Source organism: Roseateles sp. (genome assembly GCF_046300915.1).
Lineage (GTDB): Bacteria > Pseudomonadota > Gammaproteobacteria > Burkholderiales > Burkholderiaceae_C > Kinneretia.
This window is the reverse complement of sequence record NZ_JBKCLH010000182.1, coordinates 1-16,291: the sequence shown is the minus strand read 5'-3', so window position 1 is coordinate 16,291 and position 16,291 is coordinate 1. Positions and strand designations below refer to the sequence as shown.

Below are 16,291 nucleotides of genomic sequence, written 5' to 3'. Positions count from 1 at the left end.
GGAGTATCAAGAGTTCGTCAGCATCGATCTGAAGGCCGGCTATGCCTCCATCTTTGGCGATGGCAACCACGTCCAACTCGACCTGTGCCAGCACTGCCTCAAGGACGTTCTCGGACCGTGGCTGCGGATCGACGACCCGAGTGCCAAGAGCCTAGGCCTGTTCGACCCGAAACGGCACGGCGGCGAGTTTCCGAATGCTGCGGACGCTTCGCTGCAGGAGCCGGACGACATGCAGGTTCAAGACCGCATGCCACTCCATGAGCCGCCTGCGCTTCGGCGGCGGTTGTCCTCGCTCCAAGCCTTCTTCGGCCACAGCGTTCGGCTCTACTTCGCGCCGCTGACCGGCGCCGTGAGGGGCATCCGCTGGGAGTACCGACGACTCGAGTGGGCCGAAAGGCAACGCCTGCGGCGCCAAGCCGAGTTCGAGCGGCGCGGACGAGATGCCATCAAGCGCTCTATCGCCGCGGGCGACTGGATCCCGGCCGAAGAAGTCATCGAGAAGTTGAGAGCCAAAGTCGATGCAGCCCGAAAGCGCCGCGCCATAGGAATGCTGAGCGGGAAGTTGGATGTGCCCGCAAACTTTGATGCCCCTCTGCCTGAAGAGGTGCTTCAGGACTTCGAAGGGCGCTTGACGACCGATACCACGCTGACCATGACGACGCGCGCCAAGGACGATCCGGGCTTTGTTGAGGCGCTGCTGAGTGAAGCGATCGAGTTGGCCGCCAATGGGGAGCCTGAGCTCGCCAAACGGGTGCTGCGCGACTTGATCGTCGGAACCAAGCGTTGAGCGGTCCTTTACCGTTCAGAGGAGAAGTGATGATTGAGCTTGTCCGACATCTTGCCGCGGTTTGCGCGATAGGCCTCGGCTTGGCGGTGCCGGCATGGGCTGACGAACCGCTGCACGGTCAGGTCATTGGCGTCGTGGGTGGCGACATCATCACGTTGGTCGACGTCCGGCAGCGTGAACACCAGTTGCGCCTGGCCTTCATCGACGCGCCCGCGCCCGGTCAGCCCTTCGCCGATGAAGCGCAATCAGCCCTGTCTGCCATGGTGCTCGGCCGGCAAGTGACGGCACAGATTCGCGGTAGGGACCGAGACGGCATCACCCTAGTCGAGGTGGTCGAGCCGCATGGCCACATCGTGAACCTCGAGTTGGTTCGCCGCGGCCTGGCTTGGCGCGACTATTTCGATGAGCAGAACCATCCCGACCGCGAGCAGTATCAGGCCGCCCTGTCCAAAGCTCAGCGGGCGCGACAGGGCTTGTGGTCTCAGGATCGCGTGGAGGCACCTCGGGACTTTCGGGCTCGGGTCAGTCAGTACACGCGCTGGTGGCTGTATGCAGTTGCTGGTCTGGCTTGCTTCACCCTGCTTGGGCTCGTCTTCTCCATCTATGAGAAGCGGATCTCGGCCTGGCTCGAACGGCAAGACGAGATCACCAAGGCATCGGCTGAGGCCTACCGCCAGGCGCGCATACAGGCCGAGGCAGAGCAAGCAGAGCGGGACCGGACGCGGGAGATCGCCAATCAGGAGATGGATCGACTCGCGGCCGAGCGCCGGCGTCGAGAGCTCGCGTAGCGCCCGCCGCGGTCACAATGGCACCCCAGACCGCACCTCCCCTTTGATCGGTGACCAGCCCGTCAGCGGGGTATGCTTTTTTAGCTCTTTGCTCTTTGCTCTTTGCTCATTGGTTGTTGGTGAGCTCAAACGACAACTGCCAGAGCGAGGAATGGTGCGAGCTGGCGCGGAGTTTGGGCGGACCGGTCGATGGCGAGGACCCAGCCCAGGTAGCTGGCCAGGTAAGAACGGGCCACGCCCTTGAGGCGGCGCATCAACAACTACGATGCAAACCCTTGGCCCTGGATCGAAGAGCTATGAATCCTGGGGCCGCGCAATCGGAGTAGGCCGCTCCACGGTCGAACAGCGCTATTGCGACAGAGCCCCAACGCGTCCACGGGAGCTGACTCTAGAAGTCCCAGCTGAAAGTCCTGCCACTGTCCTTGTGGGTGACGATCACCCGGGCGCGGGTTGCGCTGCAGACCCATTCCTGCATGTCGAAGGGGGGAACTGTGCGCAGTGCCCGCGGGCTAAGAACCGCTGCGCAGTGCGTCCCTGGACAGCGCACCGACTCGTATCGAATCCACTCGACGCCATGAACGCGTGCCTCGGTGGCGACGGCCTGTGTGCTGCTGTAATTGGCGCCGTGTGTCCACTGGGCGCGCCCAGCATCCCAAGGTGCCTCCGTCAGGTTCATGGACTGACCGTGGACGCGAGTCTGAAAGAGCGTGTGCATCGTCAGCAGTCCGTCGGCATCCTTGGACAAGCCGGCCGAGTCCAAGATGAAGCGGTGGCGCCAGTAGGCCAGCTCGGCGCAGACGGTCTCCACCGATTCGGCGCCGTACCAGATGCCCGCCTCGTTCGGGCGCCGAAACCGCGACGGGTAGGGTGAGGTGTATCGAAACGGTGTGAACAGCAGGTAGTGGAGGCCCTCGCAGCCTTCAGGCAGCGGGGGCTTCGAAACCTCCAGCATTTCTTCCAATGCGTCGTGTTCGGCGCCGGAATCGACAAGCCGCCATGTGGCGACTTGCGCTTGGCTCTCCACACCTCGCCAGGCTGTCATCTCGGCCAGCGCGCAAGCCTGGAACCATGCCGGGTCCCAGGCGAACTGAGTTTCCATTGGCGCGGAGGCCATCAGATCGGAGCGCGCATGCCGTCGAGGTAGGCCAGCGTGCGGCCCAGGCCTTCGGCCGTGAGGATAAGTGCCGCCGGCACGCCGTTCAGGGCCGAGTTGTGCGACGTCATCCAAGTCTGGCGCTTTGCGGCGTCGCCGCCCACCAGTGCGTCGAGCGAACGAAACACGCGCACCAGCATGAGGCTGAGTTGGCCTTCCTTGGAGGCGGGGTCAATGCCACGTTCGCCTTTCAGGATGCGTGACACCGTCGGCTCACTGAACCCGACGGTCTGTGCCAGCTCGCGGCCATTCAAGCCCAGGGCGTCAGCAGCACGTTGCGTGGCCTTGCCCAGCACATAGGTGCGGTCGACTTCCATCACAGGGCTGGCTTGCATGGCTCTTCCTCGGCTGCTTCAATTTCTGTGGAAAGAATAATACCGCAGAGTCGAATTCTTCGATGCACAGAGGCATAACGAGAGTCAGATGGCGCTCTCCACCGCGCTGTGCGCCGGGCGCGCGCCCTCGCGATGCGACAACCACCGTCGGCGCTAGCCCGCACCATTCCTCGCTCTGGCCATCGGCGTCTAATCTCATCAACAACTAGTGAGCAATGAGCCTATTTTTTCATCTCGTATGTTTTGCCATGCGGCGCGGAGTCCAACAACATGCTGACTGACAGCTTCAACTCCAACGGGGCGCAAGCGGATCTACTGACCTTGGCGTCCGACGTGTTTGCTACGGTGGACGAGGCGATCAAATGGATGGATCGCCCGCATCAGAGTTTGGCCGGCGCAACTCCCAAGTCCGCATGCGAAACCCAGGCCGGCGCCGAGGCCGTCAGAAGGATCCTGGTGGCGGTGAAGTACGGCGGGGTCGTCTGAACTGCTGTCCCCAGCATCTCGCCGCCCGCTCAAGGTGTCCAACGGCCTGCCGCTGGTGGCAGCCTTATGAGGATCGAACTGGTCGTCATGAGTGCCAGCACACTGCGCTACCGACCGTCGCGACGACGGCAACGGCAAGCTGCGTGAGCGCTTGATGGAACTTGATGGCGCAATTCATTTGGTCCGGGCGGCCTGCTCTGGGTCGGCGATTGGGTCGCCTCACATCAAGGCGGATCTCGTGCTTCGAGCGCCTACTGCCTAGAGTCGAACGGCCCCTGGACGATCTCAACACAGCTAGGCTCGCTTGCAGGCTGAGGCAGAGCAAGCAGAGCGGGACCGGACGCGGGAGATCGCCAATCAGGAGATGGATCGACTCGCGGCCGAGCGCTGGCGTCGAGAGCCCACGTAGTGCCCGCTCACTTCCCTTGTTCGGTCGCTGTGGCCAGGCTCTCACCGACCCGAGGCCACGCTCGGTTCAGGGCATCCAAGCCAACGTCCAAGGCCTTGCGCCAAGCCGGGCCGCGTGCACGCGTCGAGACGACCATCTCGACGATGGTGTCAGGATCGCGCTGCACGAAGTAGTCAATCAGCGCAGCGGCCTGAGCGATGTCCTTTTTTGTCTTTGATCGGCTGTCCCCGGTCCGTTCGGCGGCCACGAGCAGTTTGCCCACGGCGTAGGTGGCCGGCGCCGGAAGGTTCACGACGATGGCCGAAGTGCTGCCCAGCAGGGCCGCCGGGATGGGCGCTTCAAGCGCCAGCTCCATGAAGCGTAGCGGCTGCAGGGTCACGTTCAGCGCACGGCATTCGACCGGCGCGTCACCGGTTCGCGTCCGGGAGGTTAGCCAGTCCAGATCGAAGTCCGGCTCGTCCGGCTTGACGTAGCGTGTTCGAGAGTTCACCGGCACAAAGCCCATCTGCAGGGACTCGATCGCCGAGTGTGCATCGACGCGGGCGTTCGGCGCCACAGCCAATGAGAGGTTTCTGCCCGCGTGGGCGAAGTCAAGGTCGACTGTCTGGCCAGGATCACCCCAGAGCACGCCCAAGACGTTCTGGTAGGCGAGGAAGGCGTGCGTGCCCACCACGAGGGCGCCGGCCGAGAACACGCCGTGATCAGCGAGGCGCTTCAGCACTCGGAAATGCTTCGGTGCGACCGTGTAGCAGCCCAAGGCTGCAGCTGCGTTGGACAGCTTGCGCAAGTGCGCCTGGTTCGCAACCGCCGTCTCGTCGTGAGCGGCTTCGATGAGCGCGCGGGTTGCCTCGTCATCCGGACCGACATAGATCTGCTCGAGGCCGGCCGGGCCCTTGCGCTGGTAGTAGTGGTACCGCTTGCCGTGAATCAGCTTCGACGCGAAGCCACCTGGAAGGTCGGCGGGCGATCGATTGAGCTGCGCCATCCGGGCTGCGGAGAGCACGGAGGAGTAGGCGGCCTGAGCTGCCAGGCTGTTGTCGACGAACATGCTTATATACTACCTTTTTACAAGACGTAGTACATCAACTTCTGACCATCGCTTCCGACTCGTCGGTATTTGCTGGTGGGCCTTCCAGCAGCGACTGCACAGTAGTTACGGTAATTACCGTAATGAGCCAGAAGGTCGTCGCAATTGACCACTCTTTGCGAAGCTGGCGGGGCCTGAGGATGGAGGGGCCGCTATGCCGTCGCGTGCACGGTGATTGGCTTCGCAGCAGTTTTGACGTGGTTCACCCGTACGGCATGGTGCAGTGTCCTGATGAAGAACCTTGCCACGACGTTCCTCGGTATCGCCGTGCCCGTTGTAAGCAGTTGGCTCATTACGACGACATGGGTCGCAACAGCTTCAGGGCAAGTTAATCCAACCCAAAGGATGAGACCATGAGCGCAATATGGGTTATCGACTTCAATACGTATCCGGCCAACAACGTCATGAGCACTTCGTTCGCGATTGCTCAGTCTTCGGTTGAGCCGCAACAGCTGGATCGTCCTGCGACCCTAGCGTGTAGTAAAAAGTAAATACCCACTCTCAATCTACATCGCGAATTCATATCGCTTAGGTCATGCGCATCAATTGCCGGACGAATGCGTAGTCTGCGCATCAATTGCCGGACGCCATCCCGGACTTAGGCGGGTTTGTCGAAGTTTTCGGCAGCAAATGCGTCTTGTCCGGTGAGCAATTGCCGGACAAGGCGACAAACAATTGCCGAGTTCCACACTCGGGTGGCGTTTGCGTTTTTTGGCGCCCCGGCCGGGACCGAGCCCGGGGCCAGTTCTTGCCGCGAGCTCGCTCAGACGCGCCTGCCGGCCATTGGCGCGGAGCTTTGCGCTGGATCAAGCCGCCTGGCGCAGCCGGCGCCGCTATACGCACCGGCTTGTTGCGCCCCAGCCACCCTCAGCGGCTGGCCGCGGCCCGCATGGCGCGGCCCACATAGAGGATGGCGCCGCTGATGATGAGCAGGGCCGTCAGCACCGGCGGCAGCCACTGATCCAGGCGCAGCACCTCACCCTTGAGCAGCTGCATCATCTGCTGGTACTGGCCCAGGCCGGGCAGCCAGTAGTGCCAGGCCGCGTCCGCGCCGGGATTCATGATGGCAAGCAGGGGCATGAGGCTGAAGACCATGATCACCAGATTGGCGCTGGCCTGAGCCTCCTTGAAGGTCTTGGTGCGTATGGCCACTGCCATCAGCAGGGCGCCCATGGCCGCGGCCACCGGCATCAGCAGCAGGGCGAACAAGGTGGCATCCATCCAGCCAAAGCGGAACTGGGCGGCCAGCGCATCGCTCTTGATCAGCAGCTGGGCTGGCAGAAAGCTGAAGCTCGCCAGGGCCGCCACCACCGCCCCCATCAGGGCCACCGCCAGCCATTTGCCCAGGACCAGGGCGCCATGCGGCACCGGGTTGGCCAGCAGGGGCTCCAAGCTCTGGCGCTCGCGCTCGCCGCTGGTGGTGTCCAGGGCCGCGGTGAGCGCGCCATAGAGCACGGCCATGATCACGAACATGGGAATGATGCCGGTGATGCGGGCGGCGCGCGCGCCGGGGCTGGCCAGATCGCGCTCGGTGAGGCTCACCGGGCTGAGCAGCTCGGGGCTGACGCCGCGCAGCATCAGATGCAGGCGGGCACGCTCGTCGTTGAAGCCGCGCACCCGGCGCGCCACGCCACCACCGCTGGCACTGGCCCGGGTGTTGGCGCTGTCGGTCACCACCTCCAGCTCGGCCTCATCGCCACGCGCCAGGGCCTGCTCAAAGCCGGCCGGCACCACCAGCACGGCGCTGGCCAGGCGCGACTCGCGCAGCTGACGCTCGTAGTCGGCCGGCGCCTCCTTGACGCTGTAGTTCTGACGCTGCAGATAGTTCACCAGGCTGGGCGCCTGGGCCATGCCGGCGACCACGATCTCGCGCTGCTCGGCCTGCTTCTCGAACTGGGCCACCAGCATGGAAAGCGCAAACAACATCAAGGGCCCCATCAGTAGGCCCGGCAGCGAGACCCGCAGCAGGGTGCGGCGGTCGCGCAGGGCCTCACGCAGCTCCTTGAGGAAGACGACGAGCACATGGTTCAGGACCGAGGGATTGGGCATCATGTTCATGCGGCCTCCTGGGCCGGCGCGAAGGCGAGGGCCACAAAAGCGTCCTCGACGTTGCGGCAGCCGGCCTGCTGCTTGAGCTCGTCCACGCTGCCGCGGGCCACCGAGCGGCCCTGGGCCACCACCACCACCTCGTCGCAGAGGTACTCGACCTCCTGCATGATGTGGGTGGAGAAGACGATGCACTTGCCCTGCTCGCGCGCCAGGGTGCGCAGGGCGCCACGCAGGCTGCGCGTGGCCAGCACGTCCAGGCCGTTGGTGGGCTCGTCCAGCACGATGTTCGCCGGGTCATGCACCAGGGCGCGGGCCAGGGCGGTCTTCATGCGCTCGCCCTGGCTGAAGCCCTCGGCACGCCGGTCCAGGATGGCGCCCAGCTCCAGCAGCTGGGCCAGCTCCTCGGCACGGCGGCTGGCCACGGCAGCGCTCAGGCCCTGGAGCTGTCCGAAATAGACGATGTTCTCGCGCGCCGTAAGCCGCGGGTACAGGCCATGGGCATCACCCAGAATGCCCATGCGGGCCAGGGCCTGGCGGGGCTGGCGCAGCACATCGATGCCGTCCACCGCAATGGCGCCGGTATCCGGCCGGAACAGGCCGGCCAGCATGCGCAGCGAGGTGGTCTTGCCCGCGCCGTTGGCACCCAGCAGGCCGGTGATGCGGCCATCGCCCGCGCTGAGCGAGACCTCGCGCACGGCCTCCACCCAGCCGCCCTGGCGGCGGCCCAGCCAGCCGGCCAGGCCGGGCTGGCGCTGCGTGGCGGTCTTGAAACGCTTGCTGATACGGTCGATGCTGATCACGGACGCTTCTCCGCAGTGGGACGGGCCGCCGGCGCCGGCAGCTCGGGATTGGGAGGCACAAAGGCCGGTGGCAGGGGCATGCGGGCGGCGCAATCGGTCTTGAGCGCCAGGGCCTGCTCATCGGTCTTGGCCTCGATGAAACGGGCCAGGGTGTCACGCATGCAGGGCAGGCCCATCACGCCATGGCCGGCACCGGGCACCAGCTCATGACGAGCCAGCGGGCCCAGGGCCTGCAGCACGCGCTCGCCATGGCGCGGCGCGGTGGCGGGGTCCACACCGCCGCTGAGCAGCAGCACCGGGCTTTGCGCCTTGGGCAGCTCGTAGAAGGCGGGCGGCACCTCGCCGCGTGGCCAGTCGCGGCAGACCCGGACGTAGAAGGCGGCCGGCCCGCTCAGGGCCGCCGCGTCCCGGGTGGCGAGCCGCGGATAGTCCTCGCTGCAGATCACCGAGAAATGCATGCCCGTCGAGAGCTGGCCGCCGCGTCCGCCCGACATGCCGCTGGCCACACCCAGCAGGGCGTCGAAGTTGCCTTGAGCCGCCTGGGCGATGGCGGCCGGCAGCGCGCTGCGCAGGCTGGGCACATAGAGCGGGCTGCGCAGGCGCATCACCAGGTCCTCGGCCTGCAGGCGCACGGTCTCGCTCTTGCCGGTAAGGGGGTGACGCAGACTCAGCTCGCGCGGCAGGCTGGCCAGCAGCCGCTCCCACTGGGCTCTCAGCTCGGGGAAAGCCCGGGCACAGCCGGGCTCGGCGGCGCATTCGTTCAGCAAGGTGTGCAGCGCCTCGTAGCCGTCCTGGCTCAGGCTCAGGGGCAGCACGCCATCCGGTGGGGCCAGGCCGTCGAGCACGGCGCGGCGCACCGAGCCCGGGAACTGGCGCAGATAGTCCAGGCCGGCGCGTGTGCCATAGCTGCCGCCGATCACATTCCATTGCTTGACACCCAGGGCCTGGCGCACCGCGTCCAGGTCCTGGGAGGCGATCCAGGTGCTGAAAAAGCGCAGATCGCCATGGGGCCGCTGCTGCAGCTCGGCGCGGCACTGTTGCAGCTCCTGCAGCATGGCCTCGCGGTCCAGCTGCTTGCTCAAGGGCAGATGGCGCTCGTCGCGGCAGGCCAGTGAGGCGCTCTTGCCCGTGCCGCGCTGGTCCACAAAGACCAGATCGCGGCGCTGGTTCAGCCGGTCCATGCGGCCGGCCAGCACCGGCAGCAGCTCGATGGCCGACTGCCCCGGCCCGCCGGCCAGAAAGACCACGGGGTCGGGCAGCTTGTTGCGCGCCAGGGCTGGCACCACGGCCAGCTGCAGCTCGATCTGCCGGCCCTGGGGCTGGGCGGGATCGAGCGCGCGCTTGAGCACGCCGCACTGCAGCTCGGTCGGGAAGCCGGGCAGGCGGCAGGGCTTGAGTGCCAGCTCGGCCTCGGCGCGGACGGGCGCGTGGACGGCCAGGCCGGCCAGCAGGACAGGCAGCAGGGACGAAGCCGCACCTCTTGCGTGCAGTCGGCGCAGCCACAGGGGCAGATTCATGGTGGATGACAGCGGGTTGGAACGATAGGGATTGTGCTCAGCCCGGGCGGGTCAGGTGGCCGCCCATGCGACGAATGGCCGGCCGGGCGGATGAATGGCAGGCCCATCCGGCAGACCCATGCGCCGCACCAAGACAGCGCAGGCCCGCGTGCACTGCGGCGGTGCCTCCCGTTTCAGGCACCATACCAGGGCGTTTTCGGTGTCAGAGACTGGGCACGGGGCTTGCGTCTGCCCCATCTGACACGCTGTTGGAGTGCGACCGATGCATGCCCTGACCCTCCCGCCCTCGGGACACCATGACGAGATGCTGCTGGCCAGCGGGGCGATACGCCCGCACTACCAGGCCTTTGCCCACTGGCTGCAGGCCCAGACGCCCGAGGCCCTGGCCAAGAAGCGGGCCGAGGCCGATCTGCTCTTCCACAAGGTGGGCATCACCTTCGCCGTCTACGGCGACGAGGCCGGCGCCGAGCGCCTGATCCCCTTCGACACCGTGCCGCGCATCGTGCCGGCCGAGGAATGGCGCCTGCTGGAGGCCGGCCTGCGCCAGCGCGTCAGCGCGCTGAACAAGTTCCTGTGGGACATCTACCACGATCACGAGATCATCAAGGCCGGCCTGATCCCGGCCGAGCAGGTCTTTGCCAATGCCCAGTACCAGCCCGCCATGCAGGGCCTGGACCTGCCGCTGGGCATCTACGCCCACATCACCGGGGTGGACCTGATCCGCCACTCGGACGGCGGCTACTACGTGCTGGAAGACAATCTGCGCGTGCCCAGCGGGGTCTCCTACATGCTGGAGAACCGCAAGATGATGATGCGGCTCTTCCCCGAGCTTTTCGAGCGCTACCAGGTGGCGCCGGTGGCCCACTACCCCACCCTGCTGCTCAACACCCTGCGCCACGCCAGCACCGTGGACAACCCCACCGTGGTGGTGCTCACGCCGGGGCCCTTCAACAGCGCCTATTTCGAGCACGCCTTCCTGGCCCAGCAGATGGGCGTGGAGCTGGTGGAGGGGCAGGACCTCTTCGTCAAGGACGACTACCTCTATATGCGCACCACGGTGGGGCCGCAGCGGGTGGACGTGATCTACCGCCGCATCGACGACGCCTTTCTCGACCCCCTGGCCTTCCGCGCCGACTCCATGCTGGGCGTGCCGGGCCTGCTCTCGGTCTACAAGAAGGGCCATCTGATCCTGGCCAATGCCATCGGCACCGGGGTGGCGGACGACAAGTCCATCTACCCCTATGTGCCGGACATGATCCGCTTCTACCTGGGCGAGGAGCCCATCCTGCACAACGTGCCCACCTGGCAGTGCCGCAAGCCCGCCGATCTGGACCATGTGCTGGCCCATATGGCCGAGCTGGTGGTCAAGGAGGTGCATGGCGCCGGCGGCTACGGCATGCTGGTGGGCCCGGCCGCCACGGCCGCCGAGGTGGATGCCTTCCGCGAGCGCGTGCGCGCCAACCCCAGCAACTACATCGCCCAGCCCACGCTGTGCCTGTCCAGCTGCCCCACTTTCGTGGAGAGCGGCATCGCCCCGCGCCATATCGATCTGCGGCCCTTTGTGCTGACCGGCCGCGAGGTGCAGATGGTCTCGGGCGGTCTGACCCGCGTCGCGCTCAAGCAGGGCTCCCTGGTGGTGAACAGCAGCCAAGGCGGCGGCACCAAGGACACCTGGATTCTGGAGAACTGAAATGATGCCCCCACGCTCACTGTGTTCACTGCCCCCCACGGGGGCGCAGGCCTCCCTTGGGACGGCCCGGCGGGAGGCCTGATCATGCTGTCAAGAACCGCAGCCCAGCTCTACTGGATGAGCCGCTATGTGGAGCGTGCCGAGAACCTGGTGCGCATGCTGGACGTGACGCACTCCCTGTCCCTGCTGCCGCAAAGCCGCGGCGCGCTCACCGAGCTGGCTGCGCCCCTGGCCGTGACCGGCGCGCTGGAGGCCTACAGCGCCCGCCACCCCAAGCTCGATGCCCAGGCCCTGTTCAATTTCATGGCCCTGGACCTGGAGAACCCGGCCTCGGTGCTGAGCTGCCTGAAGCTGGCGCGCGAGAACGCCCATGCGGTGCGCGGCCAGATCACGGCCGAGATGTGGGAGGCCATCAACAGCACCTGGCTGGAGGGCCGCCAGTTCCCCAAGCGCGGCATCCCCAGCGTCTCCAGCTTCTTCGACTGGGTCAAGGAGCGCTCCCACCTCTTTCGCGGCGCCACCTACGGCACGCTGCAGCGCAACGACGCCTACTGCTTCATCCGCCTGGGCACCTTTGTGGAGCGGGCCGACAACACCGCGCGCCTGCTGGACGTGAAGTCCCAGCTGATCGAACCGGCTGTGGACTCCCTGATGCCGGTGGACGCACCCAGCGAGAGCGCGCCCGACTTCTACGCCTGGAGCGCGCTGCTGCGCTCGCTCTCGGCCTTCGAGGCCTACCACGCCGCCTACCGCGACAGCCTGGACGGCCGCCGTGTGACCGAGCTGCTGATCCTGCGGCCCGATGTGCCGCGCAGCTTGCGCGCCTGCTGCGTTGATTTCGTGGCCATCCTCCCCCAGATCGAGGCCAACCCCGGCGCCCAGGACGCCGGCCGCCAGGTCAAGCTGCTGGCCGGCCGCCTGGCCCTGCGCCTGGAGTATGGTCGGGTGGACGAGATCCTGGACGCCGGCCTGCACCGCTGGCTGACCGGCTTTCTGGACGAATCGGCCGGGCTGGGCGAGGCCATACGCAGCGCCTACCTGGAAGCCAACTGAGCCTGGGAGGCAAGGCTATGCATCTGGTGATCTCCCACGAGACCATCTACCGCTACGACGCCCCGGTGGCGCGCAGCACCCAGTACCTGCGCCTGACGCCGCAAAGCGATGCGCGCCAGCGCGTGCTGCGCTGGCAGCTGGACCTGCCCGCGCGTGCCAGCGAATCGCGCGATGCCTATGGCAATGTGATGCATGTGCTGACCCTGGATCGCCCCGGCCTGGAGATCCATCTCTACGCCCGTGGCGAGGTGGACACCGCGGACGGCCCGCCCCAGCCCGATGCGCAGGACGGCCTGCCCGCCCCGCTCTTTCTGCGCGAGTCGCCCCTGACCCAGCCCGACGCGGCCCTGCGCGAGTTCGTGCAGCGCTGCACGGGTGCGCCCGGCAGCCTGGAGCCCCTGGCCGCCCTGCACACCCTGATGCAGGCCCTGGGCGAGCACATGCCCTACACCCCCGGCGTCACCGATGCCGCCACGCCCGCGGCCCAGGCCTTTGCCTCGCGCCTGGGTGTGTGCCAGGACCATGCCCAGGTCTTTGTCACCTGCGCGCGCCTCCTGGGCCTGCCGGCGCGCTATGTCTCGGGCTATCTGGCGGCCGATGCCGAGCATGTGGCCAGCCACGCCTGGGCCGAGGTGCGCCTGCCCGGCCCCGCGGGCGGCTGGCTGGGCTTTGATGTCAGCAACCAGTGCCTGGCCGACGGCCGCTATGTGAAGCTGGCCATCGGCGCGGACTACCTGGACGCCTGCCCCGTGCGCGGCATGCGCCTGGGCGGCGGGGGTGAAGTGCTGCACACCCTGGTGCAGGTCAGCCTGGCCGGTGCCGCGGCCCAGCAGCAATAATCCGGCCTCATGACGTACTGCGTTGCCATGCGGCTCAAGGCGGGCCTGCTCTTCGCCTCCGACTCGCGCACCAATGCCGGGGTGGATCACATCTCCACCTTCCGCAAGATGAATGTGTTTGAGGCGCCGGGCGAGCGCCTGATCTGCGTGCTCAATGCCGGCAATCTGGCCACCACGCAGAGCGTGATCAGCCTCTTGCGCCAGCGCTGCGGCCATGAGGGCCGGCATCTGCTGAATGTGGAATCGCTTTACGAGGCGGCCGAGCTGCTGGGCCGCACGCTCAAGGAGGTGGTGGCGCGCGACGCCAATGACGCCACCCTGGGCCAGGGCGTGGACTTCGGCGCCAACTTCATCATCGGCGGCCAGATCCGGGGCGAGGCGCCGCGCCTCTTCCACGTCTACCCGCAAGGCAATTTCATCGAGGCCACCGAGGACACGCCCTACTTCCAGATCGGCGAGTCCAAGTACGGCAAGCCCATCATCGACCGCGTGATTCGCTACGGCTCCAGCCTCAACGAGGCGACCAAGTGCACGCTGATCTCGTTTGACTCCACCATACGCAGCAATCTCTCGGTGGGCCTGCCCATCGATATGCTGATCTACCGCAGCGACAGCTTGGCCCCCGCGGCCCCGCACCGCGTGGAAGCCACCGACCCCTACTTCCTCAAGCTCAGCCGCGGCTGGGGCGAGGGCCTGCGCCGCGTGTTCGCCAAGCTGCCGGACGAGGACTGGTTCGGCGGCTGAGCGCTGAAGCCGTTTAAACCGGCCCCAGCACCCGCATCGAGTAGTCCACCGCCCGCACATCCTTGGTCAGGCGGCCGATGGAGATGCGGTCCACGCCGGTGGCAGCAATCCAGCGCAGCTGCTCCAGGGCCACGCCGCCCGAGACCTCCAGCAGGGCCGGGCGGCCACGCGCTTCATTGAGGGCCACGGCGGCCTTCATCTGGGCCTCGCCGAAGTTGTCCAGCAGCACGCTGCTGGCGCCCGCGTCCAGGGCCTCGCGCAGCTCCTCCAGATCTTCCACCTCGATCTGGATGTCCACGCCCGCGTTCAGGGCCTGGGCCGCGCGCAGGGCCGCGCCCACGCCACCGGCGGCGGCGATGTGGTTTTCCTTGATCAGGATGCCGGCATAGAGGGCCAGGCGCTGGTTGGCGCCGCCGCCCACGCGCACCGCGTATTTCTGCGCCAGGCGCAGGCCCGGCACGGTCTTGCGCGTGTCCAGCACCGCACAGCCGCGCGCGTGCGGGCTGGCGCCCTCGATGGCGTCGGCATGGGCGCGGGTGATGCTGGCCGTGCCCGAGAGCAGCTGCAGAAAGTTCAGGGCCGGGCGCTCGGCCGAGAGCAGAGCGCGACCATCGGCCTCGATCTCGCAGACCAGGGTGTCGGCCACCATGCGCGCGCCCTCGGCGTAATGCCAGTGGATGCGCGCCGTGGTGTCCAGCGCCGCGAACACGCCCTCGAACCAGTCGCGCCCGCACAGCACCGCGGCCTCGCGCACCCGCACCTGGGCCTTGACGCGGCGGCCGGCCGGCACCAGCTGGGCGGTCCAGTCGCACACGCCGATGTCTTCCATCAGCGCCTCGCGGATATTGCGGGCACGGGCTTCTTCGAGGGTTTCGTTGTGGTCGAACATCGGCACAAGCGGCAGGGGTCGCGGTTTACTCGGGAGCCGTGATTGTCAGGCTCAAATCGCCCAGGCCCTCGATATGGCCCGTGATGCGGTCGCCGGGCTTGACCGCGCCCACGCCCTCGGGCGTGCCGGTGTAGATCAGATCGCCGGGCTGGAGGTGATAGAACTGGGAGAGATTGGCCACGATCTCGGGCACGCTCCAAATCATGTCCGAGAGGTCGCCGCGCTGCTTCTCCACGCCGTTCACCGCCAGGGTGATGGCGCCGGCCTTGAGCTCGCCCGTCTGGGCCACGGGCACCAGCTCGCTGATGACGGCGGACTGCTCGAAGCCCTTGGCCGTGTCCCAGGGCCGGCCGGCGGCCTTGGCCTCGGCCTGCAGATCGCGGCGGGTCATGTCCAGGCCCGCGGCATAGCCCCAGACCGCCGCGCCCGCGGTCTCGGGCGAGGCCTTGAAGACCGGTGCGCCAAGGGCGATCACCAGCTCCATCTCGTAGTGCAGGTTCTGGGTGCCGGGCGGATAAGCCATGTCCGAGCCCGAGGGCAGCAGGGCATTGGCCGGCTTGCTGAAGTAGAAAGGCGCCTCGCGCTCGGGGTTGCCGCCCATCTCGCGGGCGTGAGCCGCGTAGTTGCGGCCCACACAGAAGATGCGGTGCACGGCATAGCGCTGCGCGCTGCCGCGCACGGCCACGCTGGCTTGTTCCTGGGGCGGGAAGACGTAATCGGTCATGATGTGGCGTAGCTCCGCAAGACTGAACAATGCGCCAGCATAGCCAAGCATGCGGGCCCGCTCGTCGGGCTTGTGCGCAATGCGCAGACGCTACCATCGCGCCCATGCGCATGCCCTCGCCACTCCTGCTGCCCCCGCTGCTGCTGGCCCTGCTGGCCGGCTGTGCCAGCCGCGCGCCTCAGCCGGGGGAGGCCCCCGCGGGCACGCCACGGCCGGTGCAGAGCTGGCCCGACAAGGACGGCCCCGACGCGGTCGTCCCGCCCGATCTGCACAAGGTGCCCGACGCCCAGCCGCGCCTGGAGCCCATCCGCAGGGGCGGGCCCAACAAGCCCTACGAGGTGCTGGGCCAGCGCTACGAGCCCATGACCGAGGACCGGCCGCTGGTCGAGCGCGGCTTGGCCTCCTGGTACGGCCGCAAGTTCCATGGCCGCCCCACCTCGACCGGCGAGGTCTACAACATGTACGCCATGTCGGCCGCGCACCCCACCATGCCGCTGCCCAGCTATGCGCGGGTGCGCAACCCCAAGAACGGGCGCGAGGTGATCGTGCGCGTCAACGACCGCGGCCCCTTCCACAAGGGCCGCGTCATCGACCTCAGCTACACCGCCGCGCTCAAGCTGGACCTGCTGCGCGGCGTGGCGCCGGTGGAGGTGGAGCGCATCACCTACGATGACATCCGTACCGGCGCCTGGATGCGAGGCGGCACGCCGCCCGATGGCACGGCCCTGGCCGCGGCCGAACCGGCGCCGCTCTTCATGCCCAGCGGCGCCGCCGGCGCACCGGAGTCAAGCAGCACCGCGCTGCTGCGCAGCCCACGGGATTCGGCACCCGCGCCCGCCCCCAGCGTGGTGGCCGGCGCCCGGGCCGACCCCGCCGCCCTGCTGGCTGGCGGCAACGGCGACTCCATCTTCAAGCGACTGATGGCGGCCATAGGCCGTGAG

The 16,291-nt window shown here is 67.3% G+C and carries 15 protein-coding genes and 2 pseudogenes; 8 read left to right on the top strand and 9 right to left on the bottom strand.

The genetic code is table 11. The features are described from left to right. Both ACK5F2_RS13740 and ACK5F2_RS13735 read left to right on the top strand, forming a co-directional pair. Positions 1-787 (top strand): annotated as a pseudogene (locus ACK5F2_RS13740) (hypothetical protein); the annotation flags it as partial. 29 nt (positions 788-816) lie between these two features. Then, positions 817-1,575: a thermonuclease family protein gene (locus ACK5F2_RS13735; protein WP_409865481.1), complete on the top strand. Its 759-nt coding sequence runs from the start codon at positions 817-819 to the stop codon at positions 1,573-1,575. A gap of 125 nt (positions 1,576-1,700) precedes the next feature. Here the strand turns inward: ACK5F2_RS13735 and ACK5F2_RS13730 are convergent. The 3 genes and pseudogenes from ACK5F2_RS13730 to ACK5F2_RS13720 form a co-directional block, all read right to left on the bottom strand. Next, a pseudogene (locus ACK5F2_RS13730) lies at positions 1,701-1,829 on the bottom strand (IS1595 family transposase); the annotation flags it as partial. A 134-nt stretch (positions 1,830-1,963) separates the two neighbouring features. Next, positions 1,964-2,674 (bottom strand): RES family NAD+ phosphorylase, encoded by a 711-nt coding sequence (locus ACK5F2_RS13725; protein WP_409865478.1) that lies wholly within the window; start codon positions 2,672-2,674, stop codon positions 1,964-1,966. A gap of 14 nt (positions 2,675-2,688) precedes the next feature. After that, positions 2,689-3,063 carry an antitoxin Xre/MbcA/ParS toxin-binding domain-containing protein gene (locus ACK5F2_RS13720; RefSeq protein WP_409865476.1) on the bottom strand — a complete coding sequence of 125 codons (375 nt, stop codon included), beginning with the start codon at positions 3,061-3,063 and terminating at the stop codon, positions 2,689-2,691. 270 nt (positions 3,064-3,333) lie between these two features. On the opposite strand from ACK5F2_RS13720, the gene ACK5F2_RS13715 reads away from it, so the two are divergent. Beyond that, positions 3,334-3,549, top strand: coding sequence for an antitoxin Xre/MbcA/ParS toxin-binding domain-containing protein (locus ACK5F2_RS13715; protein ID WP_409865474.1), 216 nt, complete (start codon positions 3,334-3,336; stop codon positions 3,547-3,549). A gap of 416 nt (positions 3,550-3,965) precedes the next feature. Here ACK5F2_RS13715 and ACK5F2_RS13710 read toward each other — a convergent pair whose 3' ends face one another. The 4 genes from ACK5F2_RS13710 to ACK5F2_RS13695 form a co-directional block, all read right to left on the bottom strand. Then, the gene (locus ACK5F2_RS13710) at positions 3,966-5,006 is read right to left on the bottom strand and encodes a GSU2403 family nucleotidyltransferase fold protein (protein ID WP_409865472.1); all 1,041 of its coding nucleotides are present in this window, start codon (positions 5,004-5,006) and stop codon (positions 3,966-3,968) included. Between the two features lie 906 nt (positions 5,007-5,912). After that, positions 5,913-7,103, bottom strand: a complete 1,191-nt coding sequence (locus ACK5F2_RS13705; protein ID WP_409865470.1) for an ABC transporter permease — start codon at positions 7,101-7,103, stop codon at positions 5,913-5,915. Next, on the bottom strand, positions 7,100-7,894 hold the full coding sequence (locus ACK5F2_RS13700; RefSeq protein WP_409865468.1) for an ATP-binding cassette domain-containing protein: 795 nt from the start codon (positions 7,892-7,894) through the stop codon (positions 7,100-7,102). Before ACK5F2_RS13700 ends, ACK5F2_RS13705 begins: the two co-directional genes overlap by 4 nt. Further along, on the bottom strand, positions 7,891-9,411 hold the full coding sequence (locus ACK5F2_RS13695; protein WP_409865466.1) for an alpha/beta fold hydrolase: 1,521 nt from the start codon (positions 9,409-9,411) through the stop codon (positions 7,891-7,893). The genes ACK5F2_RS13700 and ACK5F2_RS13695 overlap by 4 nt, the downstream gene beginning before the upstream one ends. Before the next feature lie 262 nt (positions 9,412-9,673). On the opposite strand from ACK5F2_RS13695, the gene ACK5F2_RS13690 reads away from it, so the two are divergent. The 4 genes from ACK5F2_RS13690 (at position 9,674) to ACK5F2_RS13675 (ending at position 13,737) form a co-directional block, all read left to right on the top strand. Next, positions 9,674-11,101, top strand: a complete 1,428-nt coding sequence (locus ACK5F2_RS13690; RefSeq protein ID WP_409865465.1) for a circularly permuted type 2 ATP-grasp protein — start codon at positions 9,674-9,676, stop codon at positions 11,099-11,101. Positions 11,102-11,185: 84 nt separating this feature from the next. After that, positions 11,186-12,154, top strand: coding sequence for an alpha-E domain-containing protein (locus tag ACK5F2_RS13685; protein ID WP_409865463.1), 969 nt, complete (start codon positions 11,186-11,188; stop codon positions 12,152-12,154). Positions 12,155-12,171: 17 nt separating this feature from the next. Next, a complete protein-coding gene (locus ACK5F2_RS13680; RefSeq protein WP_409865461.1) occupies positions 12,172-12,993 on the top strand; it encodes a transglutaminase domain-containing protein in 822 nt (273 codons plus the stop codon). Positions 12,994-13,002: 9 nt separating this feature from the next. Beyond that, positions 13,003-13,737, top strand: coding sequence for a peptidase (locus ACK5F2_RS13675; protein ID WP_409865459.1), 735 nt, complete (start codon positions 13,003-13,005; stop codon positions 13,735-13,737). 13 nt (positions 13,738-13,750) lie between these two features. Here ACK5F2_RS13675 and nadC read toward each other — a convergent pair whose 3' ends face one another. Together nadC and ACK5F2_RS13665 are read right to left on the bottom strand one after the other, a co-directional pair. Further along, positions 13,751-14,626: a carboxylating nicotinate-nucleotide diphosphorylase gene (gene nadC / locus ACK5F2_RS13670; RefSeq protein WP_409865457.1), complete on the bottom strand. Its 876-nt coding sequence runs from the start codon at positions 14,624-14,626 to the stop codon at positions 13,751-13,753. 25 nt (positions 14,627-14,651) lie between these two features. Beyond that, positions 14,652-15,350: a fumarylacetoacetate hydrolase family protein gene (locus ACK5F2_RS13665; protein ID WP_409865455.1), complete on the bottom strand. Its 699-nt coding sequence runs from the start codon at positions 15,348-15,350 to the stop codon at positions 14,652-14,654. A gap of 110 nt (positions 15,351-15,460) precedes the next feature. Between ACK5F2_RS13665 and ACK5F2_RS13660 the strand changes: the two genes are divergently transcribed. Next, positions 15,461-16,291, top strand: an 831-nt coding sequence (locus ACK5F2_RS13660; protein WP_409865453.1) for a septal ring lytic transglycosylase RlpA family protein, incomplete at its 3' end; no start/stop codon positions are given.